Below are 15,202 nucleotides of genomic sequence, written 5' to 3' on the forward strand. Positions count from 1 at the left end.
CACCGAAATCTAATGTGGGCGGGGGCTTGCTCCCGACGGCAGTGAGTCAGTCAACTCATGTATCGGCTGATTCACCGCAATCGGGAGCAAGCCCCCTCCCACATTTGTATCGTGTTTAGTCTTTTTTATTGGGGAAACGCCGTAGATCCAGGGTCATCGGCAACTCATCGTTGATCACCAGTCTTGGCACGGGGAGTTTCCCTGGGCTGTGCCCCAAGCGGAAAAACCGCGCCATGCGCCGGCTTTCGGCCTCGTTGGCATTCACCGGTAAGCTGTCGTAATTGCGCCCGCCCGGATGGGCGACATGGTACTGGCAACCGCCCAGCGAGCGTTGCATCCAGGTGTCCAGCAGATCAAACACCAACGGCGCATGCACCGCGATGGTCGGTTGCAGGCAGTTGGCCGGCTGCCAGGCGCGATAACGCACGCCCGCGACGAACTCACCCACGCGCCCGGTCGCGTGCAGCGGCACCGGGATGCCGTTGCAGGTCAGCAGGTAGCGTTGCGGTGGCAGCCCGGTCAATTTGACTTGCAGGCGCTCCAGGGACGAATCCACATAGCGCACCGTGCCGCCCACCGCGCCCTCCTCGCCCAGCACATGCCAGGGTTCCAGGGCCTGGCGCAGTTCCAGTTCGATACCGCTGACGGCATAGTCGCCGACTTTGGGGAAACGGAATTCCAGGTGCGCGGCGAACCATTCGGCGCGCAGCGGGTAGCCGGCCGCGTTGAGTTCGACGATCACGTCGGCGAAGTCCTGCTCGATAAAGTGCGGCAACAGGAAACGGTCGTGCAGCTCGGTGCCCCAGCGCGCCAGCTTCGGCGGTGCATAGGGTTCGCGCCAGAAGCGCGCGACCAAGGCGCGCAGCAGTAGCTGTTGCGTGAGGCTCATGCGTGCGTGGGGCGGCATCTCAAAGGCGCGCAGCTCCAGCAGGCCCAAGCGGCCGGTGGCGCCATCCGGCGAGTAGAGCTTGTCGATGCAGAATTCGGCGCGATGGGTGTTGCCCGTTACGTCGATCAGCAGGTTACGCAGCAGGCGGTCGACCAACCATGGCGGGCATTCTTCACCGGGTTCGGGCATTTGCGCGAAAGCGATTTCCAGCTCGTACAGCGCATCGTTGCGCGCCTCGTCCACACGCGGCGCCTGGGACGTCGGGCCGATGAACAGACCGGAGAACAGGTAGGACAACGACGGGTGGTTATGCCAGTAGCTGATCAGACTGCGCAGCAGATCGGGTCGGCGCAGGAACGGCGAGTCCTTGGGCGTCGCGCCGCCGAGCACAAAGTGGTTACCGCCGCCGGTGCCGGTGTGGCGCCCGTCGATCATGAATTTCTCGGTGGTGAGGCGGGTTTGCCGGGCCTCTTCGTAGAGGAATTCGGTGCGCTCCACCAACTCATCCCAGGTGGCGGACGGCTGCACGTTGACCTCGATCACACCGGGGTCCGGGGTGACGCGGAAGTTGCTCAGGCGGTTGTCGGCTGGCGGTTCATAGCCTTCCAGCAACACCGGACAGTGCAGTTCCTCGGCCGTCGCCTCGATGGCAGCCACCAGTTCCAGATAGTCTTCGACGCGTTCCAGGGGCGGCATGAACAGATAGAGGCGCCCTTCCCGTGCTTCGGCGCACAGGGCCGTGCGGGTCAGCCAATCGGCGGACTCGTCCACCTTGGGCACGCGTTCATCAAACGGCGCGGGTTCGCCGTGGCTTTGCAGTTGGGAGGTGGTCGGCAGCTCCGGCTGGTCCTGGTTAGGGTCCGTCGGGTGCACAAATGGATATTCCGCCGCCGTCACCCAAGGCTGCGAGGCCAATGGCAGGCGGTAGCCCAGCGGCGAGTCGCCCGGCACCAGGCGGCAATGGTTGTCGCGCAGGTACCAGCGCCCGCTTTGCCAGCGGTCATTGGCCGCCGTGCGCGCCAAGGGCAGCACTTGGCCGATGATTTTATCCAGGCCCTGGGCGAACACTTTGCGCAGGCGCTCGCGTTCCAGGTCATCGCTCAGGCGCGGGTCTTGGGCGGTGACGTTTTGCGGCAGCGCGCCTTCACGCCACAGGTAGTAGAAATTGTCTTCGAAGGCCGGGAACACAAAGCGCGCCGGCAGTTTAAGGCGTTCAGCGACGCTGGCCAGGAAACGCCCGGCCAGCGCGCCGTCCGCACCATAGTCCTGCTGTTCATCGGCGATCAACGCGCTGTTGTGCCAGATCGGCACACCGTCGCGGCGCCAGTAGCAATTGAGCGACCAGCGCGGCAGCTGCTCGCCGGGGTACCACTTGCCCTGGCCGAAGTGCACCAGGCCCTTGGGCGCGTAGTGCTTGCGCATGCGCTGGAACAGTTCGGCAGACAGGCGGCGTTTATCCGGCCCGAGCGCAGCGGTGTTCCATTCGGCACCGTCGGGGTCGTCGATGGACACGAAGGTCGGCTCGCCCCCCATGGTCAGGCGTACGTCGTCCTTGAGCAGGTCACCGTCGATCTGCCGGCCCAAGGCCTGGATCGCCAGCCATTGGTCTTCGGTGTAGGGCTTGGTGACCCGTGGGGCTTCCCAAATCCGCTCTACCGACATTTCGTGGGTGAATTCGCACTCGCACGGCTCCACCAGCCCACTGATCGGTGCGGCAGACGAGGGATCGGGACTGCAGGCCAATGGAATATGGCCTTCACCGGCGAACAGCCCGGAGGTGGCATCCAAGCCGATCCATCCCGCGCCGGGCAAATACACTTCGCACCAGGCGTGCAGGTCGGTGAAGTCCACTTCCGTGCCGGATGGCCCGTCAAGGGCTTTGACGTCAGCGGTCAGCTGGATCAAATAACCGGAGACAAACCGTGCCGCCAACCCGAGGTTGCGCAGCAATTGCACCAGCAGCCAAGCCGAGTCGCGGCACGAGCCGGAGGCGTTTTCGAGGGTGAATTCCGGCGTTTGCACGCCCGGCTCCATGCGGATCAGGTAGCCGATATCGGCCGCCAGGCGCTGGTTGAGGCCCACCAGAAAGTCCACCGCCGGCAAGGGTGTGCGGTCGATACCCGCCAGGTACGCGGCAAACTTCGGCGTCAGCGGCAGGGTTTCCAGGTACGGCGCCAGCTCACGCTGTTCATCGGCGGCGTAGCGGAAGGGGATTTTTTCGGCATAGGGCTCGAGGAAAAAGTCGAATGGGTTGAACACCGCCATCTCGGCGACCAGGTCGACCTCAATGCGCAGTTCATCGGTCTTTTCCGGAAACACCAAGCGCGCCAGGTAGTTGCCCTGAGGGTCTTGCTGCCAATTGATGAAGTGCTGCTCGGGCAGCACTTTCAGTGCGTAGGACAAAATCCGCGTACGGCTATGGGCAGCCGGACGCAACCGCACAATCTGCGGGCCGAGTTCGACCGCGCGGTCGTAACGGTAATGCGTAACGTGGTGCAACGCGACATGAATCGACACGGCGGCCTCCTGCGAGCCAGGGCATGGACACAAACCGCGCAAGACTTATGCCAGAGCGGCCGTCGTTGCGCTTTATCGTAAGACCCGGTGCAGTACAGCACCAAAACGGCGCCAGCGGGGGGTGCCATGGTGCAAGTAACGCACATATTTGTGGCGTGCGTGTGAGGATCAGTGGTGAATCTACCCAGCTAGCGCGCTTTGTGCGTTGCGATGATGGCTTGGCGCAGCCGTCGCACTTCAACCAGTTTCTGGCGCATTTCGCGGTGACGCCTGCTGTTGAGCAACAGCAATCCCAGCAGGGGGAACAACACGCTCAAGCCATAGGACAGCCAATGCGGACCAAAGGCGATAGTGGGCAGCGCCGCCAGAACACAAAGCGCGAGCAGCATCACCAGCGGCCATACCCACTGCGGCCGCCCGCGCGCGATCATGAAATTGCACTGCACGATGCCCCACGTCAGCGCGAGGCCACCCAGGAAGGAATACTGGAGGTTATCGTCCAGCGGCAAGCGTGGGAAATAACTGTCGACAATCAGCGGCACCGCAAACACCAGGCTAAACACGGCCGCGAAAATCGCGCCCATGAAGACCGGAAAATAGTGCGCCAGAAAACTACGAATGCTAGGCAGCTCATTCATCGCTCATTTCCTCATACAACCCCACGGCAATGGTGCGCACATTCCCCGAAAGCGCACTGCCGGTAAACCCGATGGCAGCGCCAAGGGCATCCTGTATCTGGGTCACCGTTGCATGCTTGACCTGCGCCGGCGTGAAACGCTTGGTCGCCTCGCCGGACAACTGTTTCAACTTGAGCATTTTGGCGCTCATGCGCGGATCCTGGATGCTGAGCAGCTCCTTCGTCAGCTTGGCACGCTCTTGCCGGTTCAATCCGCGCAGCACTTCCCTCACGCTTTTACCGGTGGTGGCCTGGTTCAACCGCACCAGTTTTACCGTGGTCAACGTCGAGGCACCGACTCCGATCAAAGACGCAGCATCCAGCGCGGTCATCGTGTATTGATACCACTCCGAGCTGTCGAGCTTGTCATTTTTGGCGGGATTACTGATCTCATTACTGACGCGATAGCCACTGGCAAAACACTGGAGTGTGCTGGCGGTGGCAGCGGTATAGCCGATAACCGTCACCACGCTGCTCGCGCCCGCCGTGAACGGCACGGCGACGGTGCCGCTGAGCACCACAAGCCAACCGAGGATCGCGCCTGCACAGGATAGGGAGGTGTTGATCGCCTCTCCCACCAGGCGCGATTCGCGGGGATTGTCCTGCACCTGTTGCACAAACTGCGCCGGGGCGATGTATTTCTGCGCTTCACGCAAAATAATGCGTTTGGGGGCAATGCTGCAGATCGGCTGGAATTCGCGCAGGGTGACCACGTTGAAATCGGCGTCGATATACACAACACCCGCACCAACAATGCCGGGGTCGGCATCGATGGCGGCGAACAGGCGCGGCAGGTTGATCTGGCTTTCAATGCGCTGGCGCGCCATGAACTGCGAGCGGTTGGTGTCCATGCCGATGCCGGCCAGGGGGTTGCCCATGGGTGTTCTTCCTTGAAAGTAATAGTGGCCGGTGGGGCCTCATCGGGGGCAAGCCCCCTCCCACAGTTGACCGAGTTCCAGCATGAGAATGCGGTCGAATGTGGGAGGGGGCTTGCCCCCGATAGCGATTCAATGGCCGCCACCTTAACAAACAGGCTACCCATCGACTAGAAAGCAAAACGCCAGCACGAGGCTGGCGTTTGGCAGGTTCAGGCTGGACTCAACGCGGCACGACCGGCTTGCGCGCAGGCTTGCCACCCTTGCCCTTGGCCGCATCAGTGCGCTCTTTGGCTGCCTGCTTGTTGCGCGCCTGGGCCGCGGCCTTGGCTTGTTCCCGCTTGTCCCACGGGTTGCTGCCATCGCTGCCGCGAGGTGGCAGGCCCGTGTGCTGGGTGAGGATCTTGGTCGTTGTTTCCTTGGCCACTTTGTGGCTGCCGGCCGGCGTCGAGTTCTTACGACGCGCACTCTGGTAGCTGTCGGTAGACGGCTGGTGCAACGGGATCAACTGGTCCTTACCCGGCCCGATCAGGTCGGCGCGGCCCATGCGGGTCAACGCTTCACGCAGCATCGGCCAGCCTTTCGGGTCGTGGTAGCGCAGGAAGGCCTTGTGCAGACGGCGCTGTTCTTCGCTCTTGACGATGGTCACCGCGTCACTCTTGTAGGTGACCTTGCGCAGCGGGTTCTTGCCCGAGTGGTACATCGCGGTGGCAGTGGCCATCGGCGACGGGTAGAACGCCTGCACTTGGTCGGCGCGGAAGCCGTTACCCTTGAGCCACAGGGCCAGGTTCATCATGTCTTCATCGGTGGTGCCCGGGTGGGCGGCGATGAAGTAAGGAATCAGGTACTGCTCCTTGCCCGCTTCCTTGGTGTACTTCTCGAACATGCGCTTGAACTTGTCATAGCTGCCAATGCCCGGCTTCATCATCTGATTGAGCGGACCTTCCTCGGTGTGTTCCGGGGCGATTTTGAGGTAGCCACCGACGTGGTGGGTGACCAACTCTTTGACGTACTCCGGCGACTCAACGGCCAGGTCGTAGCGCAGGCCGGAAGCGATCAGAATCTTCTTCACACCCGGCAAGGCACGAGCGCTGCGGTACAGCTGGATCAACGACGAGTGGTCGGTGTTCAGGTTCGGGCAGATGCCAGGGAATACGCACGACGGCTTGCGGCACGCGGATTCGATCTCAGGGCTCTTGCAGGCGATGCGGTACATGTTCGCGGTCGGGCCGCCGAGGTCGGAGATCACGCCGGTAAAACCTGGGACCTTGTCGCGGATCTCTTCGATTTCGCGAATGATCGACTCTTCGGAGCGGTTCTGGATGATGCGACCTTCGTGCTCGGTGATCGAGCAGAAAGTGCAGCCGCCGAAGCAGCCACGCATGATGTTCACCGAGAAACGGATCATGTCGTAGGCCGGGATTTTTTCCTTGCCGTACGCCGGGTGCGGGACGCGGGCGTAAGGCATGCCGAACACGTAGTCCATTTCTTCGGTGGTCATCGGAATCGGTGGTGGGTTGAACCACACGTCGACTTCACCGTGCTTCTGCACCAGGGCGCGGGCGTTGCCTGGGTTGGTTTCCAGGTGCAGCACGCGGTTGGCGTGGGCATAGAGCACCGCATCACCACGGACTTTTTCCACCGATGGCAGGCGGATCACGGTCTTGTCGCGGGTCATGCGCGGGCTGGCCAGGATCTGCACGACCTTGGCTTCTTCCGGATCATCAACCGGACCCTTTTCCTGCTCGATGGCGCAGGCCTGGGTGTCCTGGGTGTTGACGTACGGGTTGATGATCTTGTCGACCTTGCCCGGACGGTCGATACGCGTGGAGTCCACTTCGTACCAGCCGGCAGGCGTATCACGACGAATGAACGCGGTGCCGCGCACGTCGGTGATGTCTTCGATCTTGTGGCCCCACGACAGGCGCTGGGCAACTTCGACGATAGCGCGCTCGGCGTTGCCGTACAGCAGGATATCGGCGGTGGCATCGATCAGGATCGAGTTGCGCACACGGTCCTGCCAGTAGTCGTAGTGGGCGATGCGGCGCAGGGAGGCTTCGATGCCGCCGAGTACGATCGGCACGTTCTTGTAGGCTTCCTTGCAACGCTGGCTGTACACCAGGCTCGCGCGGTCCGGGCGTTTGCCGGCCATGCCGCCGGGGGTGTAGGCGTCGTCGGAACGGATTTTCTTGTCGGCGGTGTAGCGGTTGATCATCGAGTCCATGTTGCCGGCCGCGACACCGAAGAACAGGTTCGGCTCGCCGAGCTTCATGAAGTCGTCTTTGGACTGCCAGTTCGGCTGCGCAATGATCCCGACGCGGAAGCCCTGGGACTCCAGCAGCCGGCCGATGATCGCCATGCCGAACGACGGATGGTCAACGTACGCATCACCGGTGACGATGATGATGTCGCAGGAATCCCAGCCAAGCTGATCCATCTCCTCCCTGCTCATCGGCAGGAATGGCGCAGGACCGAAACATTCGGCCCAGTACTTGGGATAGTCAAATAACGGCTTGGCTGTTTGCATGACGGTGACCGGTGTTGAGATGAAAAATCGCGGGCGCGGAATATAGCACAAATTTTGACCAATTCCGACGGTAATGGTCGGAATTGAGCAGACGGGTTACTCGTCGTCGTCGAAGTTGTAGCTGCCCGGCGCAAGGTTTTCGAAGCGGGTGTACTTACCAATGAAGGCCAGCCGGATAAACCCGATGGGGCCGTTCCGCTGCTTGCCGATGATGATCTCGGCGATGCCCTTGTGCTCGGTCTCGGGGTGGTACACCTCGTCGCGGTACACGAACATGATCACGTCGGCGTCCTGCTCGATCGCTCCGGATTCCCGCAAGTCGGAGTTCACCGGGCGCTTGTTGGGACGTTGTTCCAGGGAACGGTTGAGCTGCGACAACGCCACCACCGGGCAGTTGAATTCCTTGGCCAGGGCCTTGAGGGACCGGGAAATTTCGGAAATTTCGTTGGTCCGGCTGTCACCGCTGGAGCCCGGGATCTGCATCAGCTGCAGGTAGTCGATCATGATCAGCGCGATGTCGCCATGCTCACGCACCAGGCGGCGGGTGCGCGCGCGCATTTCCGAGGGGCTGATACCGGCGGTGTCATCGATAAACAACTTGCGATCGTTGAGCAGGTTGACCGCCGACGTCAGGCGCGGCCAATCGTCGTCTTCCAACTGGCCGGAACGCACCTTGGTCTGGTCGATACGGCCCAGGGACGAGAGCATCCGCATGATCAACGATTCACCTGGCATCTCGAGGGAGTACACCAGGACGGTCTTGTCGCTGCGCAATACGGCGTTTTCCACCAGGTTCATCGCAAAGGTGGTCTTACCCATGGACGGACGGCCGGCGACGATGATCAAGTCGGAAGGCTGCAGGCCACTGGTTTTCTCGTCCAGGTCGGCATAACCGGTGGAAATACCGGTAATCGCGGCATCGGTGTTGAACAGCGTATCGATGCGGTCGATGGCCTTGGTCAGCAGGTCGTTGACGCTGACCGGGCCGCCGGTTTTCGGGCGCGCTTCGGCGATCTGGAAGATCTGGCGCTCGGCTTCGTCGAGGATCTCGGCGGCGGTGCGGCCTTCGGGGTTGAAGGCGCTGTCGGCGATCTCGGTGCTGATGCCGATCAACTGCCGCAGGGTGGCCCGCTCACGGACAATCTGGGCATAGGCCTTGATGTTGGCGACAGAGGGCGTGTTTTTCGCCAGTTCGCCCAGATAGCCCAGGCCACCAACTTGGGAGGTCTGGCCTTCCTTGTCCAACTGCTCGGCCAGCGTCACCACGTCGATCGGCGAGTTCTGGTCGGCCAGCTTAGCGATGGCCCGGAAGATCAGGCGGTGGTCATGACGATAGAAATCACCGTCCGAGACTTGATCCAGCACGCGTTCCCAGGCGTTGTTGTCCAGCATCAAACCACCGAGCACGGCCTGTTCGGCCTCGATGGAATGCGGCGGCACCTTCAGGGCAGCGGTTTGCAGATCGTATTGCTCAGGAGCTGAAATATCGTTCATGGCCACTTGGAATTAGGGGTGTGTAGAAAAACAAAAGGCACGACCTGTAAACAGGATCGTGCCCGATGTTAACTGCCTGACACGCGAGGTGCCAGTCAGTTAGGTGCTGCTTAAGCTGCTACCACGACAACGCGTACGGTGGCTTCAACTTCGGCGTGCAGGTGCACGGCTACGTCGAATTCGCCTACGTTGCGGATGGTGCCGTTCGGCAGACGAACTTCGCTCTTCTGCACTTCAACGCCGGAGGCGGTCAGTGCATCAGCGATGTCGTGGGTGCCGATCGAACCGAACAGCTTGCCTTCGTCACCGGCGGTGGCAGTGATAGTCACTTCCAGCTCAGCCAGTTGGGCAGCGCGAGTTTCGGCCGAAGCTTTTTTGTCTGCTGCTGCTTTTTCCAGCTCAGCACGACGCTCTTCAAACGCAGCCAGGTTGGCAGCGGTTGCAGCGGTGGCTTTGCCGTATGGCAGCAGGTAGTTACGACCGTAACCGGCCTTAACGTTCACTTTGTCGCCCAGGTTGCCCAGGTTGGCGACTTTTTCCAGAAGGATCAGTTGCATGTGAAAATCCTCTAACTTTTAACCTTCACCGTTCGCGTTATCGGCGTCTTTCGGCGCCAGACGACCGCGAAAATCAATCAGGCCGTCGACAATGGCCAGAACCACGAGTAACGGATAGATCAGCTGCATGAACAGCAACATCGTTACGTACATCCCCACCAGCCAAAACTTGGCCAGGCGCTTCTGCGCGACCAGCCCATGAATCAGGGCCAGCCCGGCAAACACCAGCGGTACGCTGCAAAACAGCACCATCAAGGCCATCTGCGAACCGAGGTTCGGCCCGATAACCATGAGAGCCAGCAGCAACATCGCCGGGCCCACGGGGATTCTGATACTGCGAAACTCGCGACCAAAACCACCCGGGTTGTACAACAACGCCTGCCAATATCGCCCAAGCATCAGGCTCAGCACGCTGACGATCTGCATCATTACCGCCATCAGGCCGATCAGGGCCGGTGCAATCAGTGTTGCCAGTCGCGCTCGCTCTTCTACCGACAGCTGCTGGTAGAGTTCCCCGAGGGCCATCGGCAGGATCTTGACGATCTCTTGCGACAGCGCCTCGATTTGCGGGCGGAAAGCCGCGTCAATCAACACCGAAAACACCAACCCCAATGCCACGCTGACCAGCAGCGTGCGGACCCAGGACTCACTTGCGCGTAAAACCAACGCAAGGCTCGACGACCCCAGCAGTACCAAAAGTACCTTGGGTTCGCCCAATTGCAGCCACCAGATCAAGGCGGCCAGCAATCCCAGGGCCAGGACGCCAAAGGCGTCCCGCAAACCGCGCCGCAGGAGCACAAGGCATCCAGCGGCAGCACCCAACCAATACAACAACGGCAATGCTGCACATCCAGCCACTACCAGAGTGGCCTGCACGCGACCGCGCATGATGAACTCAGCTAAGGCGCGCATGCATTCAATCCCTTACTACTTGTCGACTGCCCGGTCTCAGCGGCCGTGGCTGTCGGTGTAGGCCAGCAGGGCCAGGAAGCGGGCGCGCTTGATAGCGGTGGCCAGCTGACGCTGATAACGTGCTTTGGTACCGGTGATACGGCTTGGAACGATTTTGCCGGTCTCGGATACGTAGGCTTTCAGAGTGTTGAGATCTTTGTAATCGATCTCTTTCACGTCTTCAGCGGTGAAGCGGCAGAATTTACGACGACGGAAGAAACGTGCCATTTGATAGGCTCCTTAAAAGGTCCGTGGATTACTCGTCAGCGTTATCGCTGTTGTCGCTGTCATCACTGTCAGCGCTATCAGCGCCTTCGTGCTCAGGACGGTCGCGACGCTCACGGCGCTCACTGCGGTTTTCTTCAGCCTTGAGCATCTCGGATTGGCCGGTAACGGCTTCTTCGCGACGGATGACCAGGTTACGGATCACTGCATCGTTGTAGCGGAAGTTGTCTTCCAGCTCGGCCAGGGCCTTGCCAGTGCACTCAACGTTCAGCATCACGTAGTGAGCCTTGTGAACATTGTTGATTGCGTAGGCCAGTTGACGACGGCCCCAATCTTCCAGACGGTGGATTTTGCCGCCGTCTTCTTCGATCAGCTTGGTGTAACGCTCAACCATGCCGCCGACTTGCTCGCTTTGATCCGGGTGGACCAAAAAGATGATTTCGTAATGACGCATGAATGCTCCTTACGGGTTGTAGCCTGCCGCTCAAAAACGGTCAGACAAGGAGTGAATGACACTTATGGATCTTGCCGCAGGGAGGCACATCGGTGCCCGCCAGGAAGGCAAGGGGCGCAATTGTAGAGAAGGGGGAGGAAGCGCGCAAGGTGATTGGTGATTATTTGAACAATCCCCCCAAACACCACAAACGCAAATGTGGGAAGGGGCTTGCTCCCGATTACGGAGGATCAGCCACATTATCTGCAACTGAGACACCGATATCGGGGGCAAGCCCCCTCCCACATTGAGTCTTGCGCCAGGCCTGACTACTTCTTGGTCTTGGCCTTGGCACCCCGTTGGCGCCGGGCTTCAAACAGGCACACGCCGGTCGCGACCGACACGTTGAGGCTGCTGACACTGCCGGCCATCGGCAAATGCACCAGGTAGTCGCAATGCTCGCGGGTCAGGCGACGCATGCCCTTGCCTTCAGCACCCATGATCAGGATGGTCGGGCCGGTGAGGTCCTGGTCATAAATGCTGACCTCAGCCTCCCCCGCCGTGCCCACGACCCACAGGCCGCGTTGCTGGAGCTTCTCCAGGGTGCGCGCCAGGTTGGTCACGGCGACCAGCGGAATCACTTCGGCCGCACCGCAGGCAACTTTACGCACAACCGGCGTCAGGGTCGCCGACTTGTCTTTAGGCACGATCACCGCCAACGCGCCGGCAGCATCCGCCGAACGCAGGCAGGCGCCGAGGTTGTGCGGGTCGGTCACGCCGTCCAGCACCAGCAACAGCGGCGCGCCTTCGGTGCGGTCGAGCAGCTCGTCGAGCATGGCTTCGCCCCAGACCTGGCTAGGACTGACGTCCGCCACCACACCCTGGTGAACGCCTTCAACCCACACGTCCATTTCACGACGCTCGGCCTGGCCGATGGCAACTTTGTTTTGGGTGGCCAACTCGACCAGCGCTTGCACGCGCGGCTCGCTGCGACCTTCTGCCAACCACACTTGCTTGACGCGTTTAGGGTGGTGACGCAGCAGTGCTTCTACGGCGTGTACGCCGTAGATTTTTTCCAGACTCATGACTTGGCCTTAGGTTTGCGCGACCCGCCGCTTTTCGCGGGAGCCGAACCCGCCTTGGGCGGGCCTTTACGGTGTTTACTTGGCTTGCTCGACGGTTTTTCCGCCTCGCGGGACTTTCCCCCAGACGCCGCTTTACCACCGCTTTTGGCTTCGTTGAGCAACTGCTGCTTCAACTCACGGCTCTTGCGCAGTTCGGCGTTCTTCGCCGCTGCGTCGCTTGGGCGGTAGGCTTCGGGGGCCTTGTCCTTGGCAGAAGAACGACGACCGGCCTTGGCCGGCGCAGGCTCGGCAGCCGCTGCTTTCGCAGGAGCGCCCTTGCCTTTGCTGGCTGGCGCAGCAGGTTCGCTGCCACGCTTTTTACGGCTGTTCGGCGCTTCGGCGGGTTTGTCAGGCATGCCGAAATCGATCTTGCGCTCGTCGAGGTCGACGCGCATCACCTGCACTTCAACCGTGTCGCCCAAGCGGAAGCTGCGACCGGTGCGCTCGCCCGCCAAGCGGTGATGCACAGGGTCGAAGTGGTAGTAGTCGCCCGGCAAGGCGGTGACATGCACCAGACCCTCGACGTAGATATCGGTCAGCTCGACGAACAGGCCAAAGCCGGTCACGGCGGTGATCACACCTGGGAACGACTCGCCCACGCGGTCTTTCATGAACTCGCACTTGAGCCAGTTCACGACGTCACGGGTGGCTTCATCGGCGCGGCGCTCGCTCATGGAGCACTGCTCGCCCAACTGTTCCAGGGCCGCTTCGTCGTACGGATAGATCCGTGCCTTCGGAATGGTCATGGCACCGGCGCGCTGGACGTGCGGCGTGTTCTGCTTGGAGTGGATCACGCTGCGGATCGCGCGGTGCGTGAGCAGATCCGGGTAACGGCGAATCGGCGAGGTGAAGTGGGTGTACGCCTCGTAATTCAGGCCGAAGTGGCCCTGGTTGTCGGCGCTGTACACCGCCTGGCTCAGGGAGCGCAGCATGACGGTCTGGATCACATGATAATCCGGACGGTCCTTGATGCTCGCCAGCAATGCCTGGTAATCCTTGGGCGTCGGGCCGTCCTTGCCTTTGTGCAGGGACAGACCGAGCTCACCGAGGAACGCGCGCAGTTTTTCCAGACGCTCCGGCGGCGGACCGTCGTGTACACGGTACAACGCAGGGATCTCGTGCTTCTTCAGGAATTCAGCGGTGGCCACGTTGGCCGCCAGCATGCATTCCTCGATCAGTTTGTGTGCGTCGTTGCGCGTGGTCGGGGTGATGGCGGCGATTTTGCGCTCGGAACCGAAGACAATCCGGGTTTCCTGGGTTTCAAAATCGATCGCACCCCGCACATGACGTGCGCCCAACAACACTTTGTACAAAGCGTAAAGCTGCTTGAGGTGCGGCACGACATGCCCGTACTCGCCACGCAGCGCTTTGGCTTCGCTGGTTTTTGGCTGTTCCAGGATGGTGCTGACCTTGTTGTAGGTCAGGCGCGCCTGGGAATGGATCACCGCTTCGTAGAACTGGTAATCGGTCATTTCGCCGGTTTTCGAGATGGTCATCTCGCACACCATGGCCAAACGGTCGACTTTCGGGTTCAGGGAGCACAGGCCGTTGGACAGCTGCTCAGGCAGCATCGGGATCACGCGCTCAGGGAAATACACGGAGTTGCCGCGCACCTGAGCCTCGTTGTCCAGGGCCGAACCGATTTTCACGTAGCTGGACACGTCCGCAATCGCGACGAACAACTTCCAGCCCCCGGAGAACAGGCGCAGCTTGCCAGGCTTGGCTTCGCAGTAGACCGCATCGTCGAAGTCGCGGGCATCTTCGCCGTCGATGGTGACGAACGGCAGATGACGCAGGTCGATGCGTTTTTCTTTGTCTTTCTCTTCAACTTCCGGCTTGAGCTTGGCGGCTTCTTTCAGCACAGCTTCAGGCCAGACGTGAGGAATATCATAGGTGCGCAGCGCGACGTCGATTTCCATGCCCGGCGCCATGTAGTTGCCGACCACTTCAACGATATCGCCTTGAGGCTGGAAGCGTGCCGTTGGCCAGTGGGTGATTTTCACCTCGACGAACTGGCCGACCTTGGCGGCGCCATTGCGGCCCGGGGTAATCAGCACTTCCTGCTGGACCTTCGGGTTATCCGGCACCACAAAGCCGATGCCGCCTTCTTCGAAGTAACGGCCGACGATGGACTCGTGGGCACGGGACACCACTTCGACGATCACACCTTCGCGACGACCGCGACGGTCCAGGCCCGACACGCGCGCCAGGGCACGGTCGCCATCGAACACCAGGCGCATTTGCGCCGGGCTCATGAACAGGTCGTCACTGCCGTCGTCCGGGATCAGGAAGCCGAAGCCGTCACGATGGCCGGCAATGCGGCCCAGGATCAGGTCGAGCTTATCCACCGGCGCGTAAGTACCACGGCGGGTATAGATCAATTGAGCATCGCGCTCCATGGCACGCAAACGGCGGCGCAGGGCTTCGAGCTGGTCTTCGGTGGTCAGACCGAACTCTTCAACCAGCTGCTCGCGGCTAGCAGGCGAACCCCGATCGGCGAGGTGCGCCAGGATCAGTTCGCGGCTAGGAATAGGGTTTTCATATTTTTCCGCTTCACGAGCGGCCTCGGGATCGAGGGACTGCCAATCGGCCATTAGAGAGTTTTCACCTTGTCTATATGCGGGTTAGTTTGGCATACGCGTATTGAAACGGGAAATTTCAGACGTCAACAAGCCTTTTAAAGCCCCCAGCGCACACCTTGCACGACCACTGGCGAAATTTTCCAGGCTTTTTTCATGGCGGGGGTTTACAGTTTAAAATCCCCTCCGTATAGTGCGCGCCATCGACGACGGCAACGTTGTTGATGCTGCCCAGGTGGTGAAATTGGTAGACACGCCAGCTTCAGGTGCTGGTGATCGCAAGGTCGTGGAAGTTCGAGTCTTCTCCTGGGCACCAAATTCAGATCAAACCCGCGAAAGCGGGTTTTTTCGTTTC

At 60.9% G+C, this 15,202-nt stretch carries 11 protein-coding genes and 1 tRNA gene; 1 reads left to right on the forward strand and 11 read right to left on the reverse strand.

What is annotated here, in order from left to right; translation table 11 throughout:
- Positions 1-115: 115 nt before the first annotated feature.
- The 11 genes from K7431_RS28370 to rnr all read right to left on the reverse strand — a co-directional run bounded on the left by K7431_RS28370 (position 116) and on the right by rnr (position 14,862).
- Positions 116-3,406, reverse strand: a complete 3,291-nt coding sequence (locus K7431_RS28370; RefSeq protein WP_012721930.1) for a transglutaminase family protein — start codon at positions 3,404-3,406, stop codon at positions 116-118.
- A gap of 188 nt (positions 3,407-3,594) precedes the next feature.
- Positions 3,595-4,044 (reverse strand): hypothetical protein, encoded by a 450-nt coding sequence (locus K7431_RS28375; protein ID WP_012721929.1) that lies wholly within the window; start codon positions 4,042-4,044, stop codon positions 3,595-3,597.
- Positions 4,037-4,960 carry a hypothetical protein gene (locus tag K7431_RS28380; protein ID WP_012721928.1) on the reverse strand — a complete coding sequence of 308 codons (924 nt, stop codon included), beginning with the start codon at positions 4,958-4,960 and terminating at the stop codon, positions 4,037-4,039. Before K7431_RS28380 ends, K7431_RS28375 begins: the two co-directional genes overlap by 8 nt.
- Positions 4,961-5,180: 220 nt before the next feature.
- Positions 5,181-7,484: a YgiQ family radical SAM protein gene (locus tag K7431_RS28385; protein WP_012721927.1), complete on the reverse strand. Its 2,304-nt coding sequence runs from the start codon at positions 7,482-7,484 to the stop codon at positions 5,181-5,183.
- 96 nt (positions 7,485-7,580) lie between these two features.
- Complete coding sequence (dnaB, locus tag K7431_RS28390) at positions 7,581-8,978, reverse strand: replicative DNA helicase (protein WP_012721926.1); 1,398 nt, start codon at positions 8,976-8,978, stop codon at positions 7,581-7,583.
- Between the two features lie 110 nt (positions 8,979-9,088).
- Positions 9,089-9,535 (reverse strand): 50S ribosomal protein L9, encoded by a 447-nt coding sequence (rplI, locus tag K7431_RS28395; RefSeq protein WP_003171376.1) that lies wholly within the window; start codon positions 9,533-9,535, stop codon positions 9,089-9,091.
- Positions 9,536-9,553: 18 nt separating this feature from the next.
- Positions 9,554-10,447 carry a hypothetical protein gene (locus K7431_RS28400; RefSeq protein ID WP_012721925.1) on the reverse strand — a complete coding sequence of 298 codons (894 nt, stop codon included), beginning with the start codon at positions 10,445-10,447 and terminating at the stop codon, positions 9,554-9,556.
- 36 nt (positions 10,448-10,483) lie between these two features.
- Complete coding sequence (rpsR, locus tag K7431_RS28405) at positions 10,484-10,714, reverse strand: 30S ribosomal protein S18 (protein ID WP_002551829.1); 231 nt, start codon at positions 10,712-10,714, stop codon at positions 10,484-10,486.
- A gap of 28 nt (positions 10,715-10,742) precedes the next feature.
- A complete protein-coding gene (gene rpsF / locus K7431_RS28410) occupies positions 10,743-11,165 on the reverse strand; it encodes a 30S ribosomal protein S6 (protein WP_003236224.1) in 423 nt (140 codons plus the stop codon).
- 308 nt (positions 11,166-11,473) lie between these two features.
- Complete coding sequence (rlmB, locus tag K7431_RS28415; protein ID WP_012721924.1) at positions 11,474-12,229, reverse strand: 23S rRNA (guanosine(2251)-2'-O)-methyltransferase RlmB; 756 nt, start codon at positions 12,227-12,229, stop codon at positions 11,474-11,476.
- Positions 12,226-14,862 carry a ribonuclease R gene (gene rnr, locus K7431_RS28420; protein ID WP_012721923.1) on the reverse strand — a complete coding sequence of 879 codons (2,637 nt, stop codon included), beginning with the start codon at positions 14,860-14,862 and terminating at the stop codon, positions 12,226-12,228. Before rnr ends, rlmB begins: the two co-directional genes overlap by 4 nt.
- 214 nt (positions 14,863-15,076) lie before the next feature.
- Here rnr and K7431_RS28425 point away from each other — a divergent pair.
- A tRNA-Leu gene (locus K7431_RS28425) sits at positions 15,077-15,163 on the forward strand.
- Positions 15,164-15,202 lie beyond the last annotated feature (39 nt).

This window comes from Pseudomonas fluorescens group sp. (assembly GCF_020093335.1).
Lineage (GTDB): Bacteria > Pseudomonadota > Gammaproteobacteria > Pseudomonadales > Pseudomonadaceae > Aquipseudomonas > Aquipseudomonas petroselini.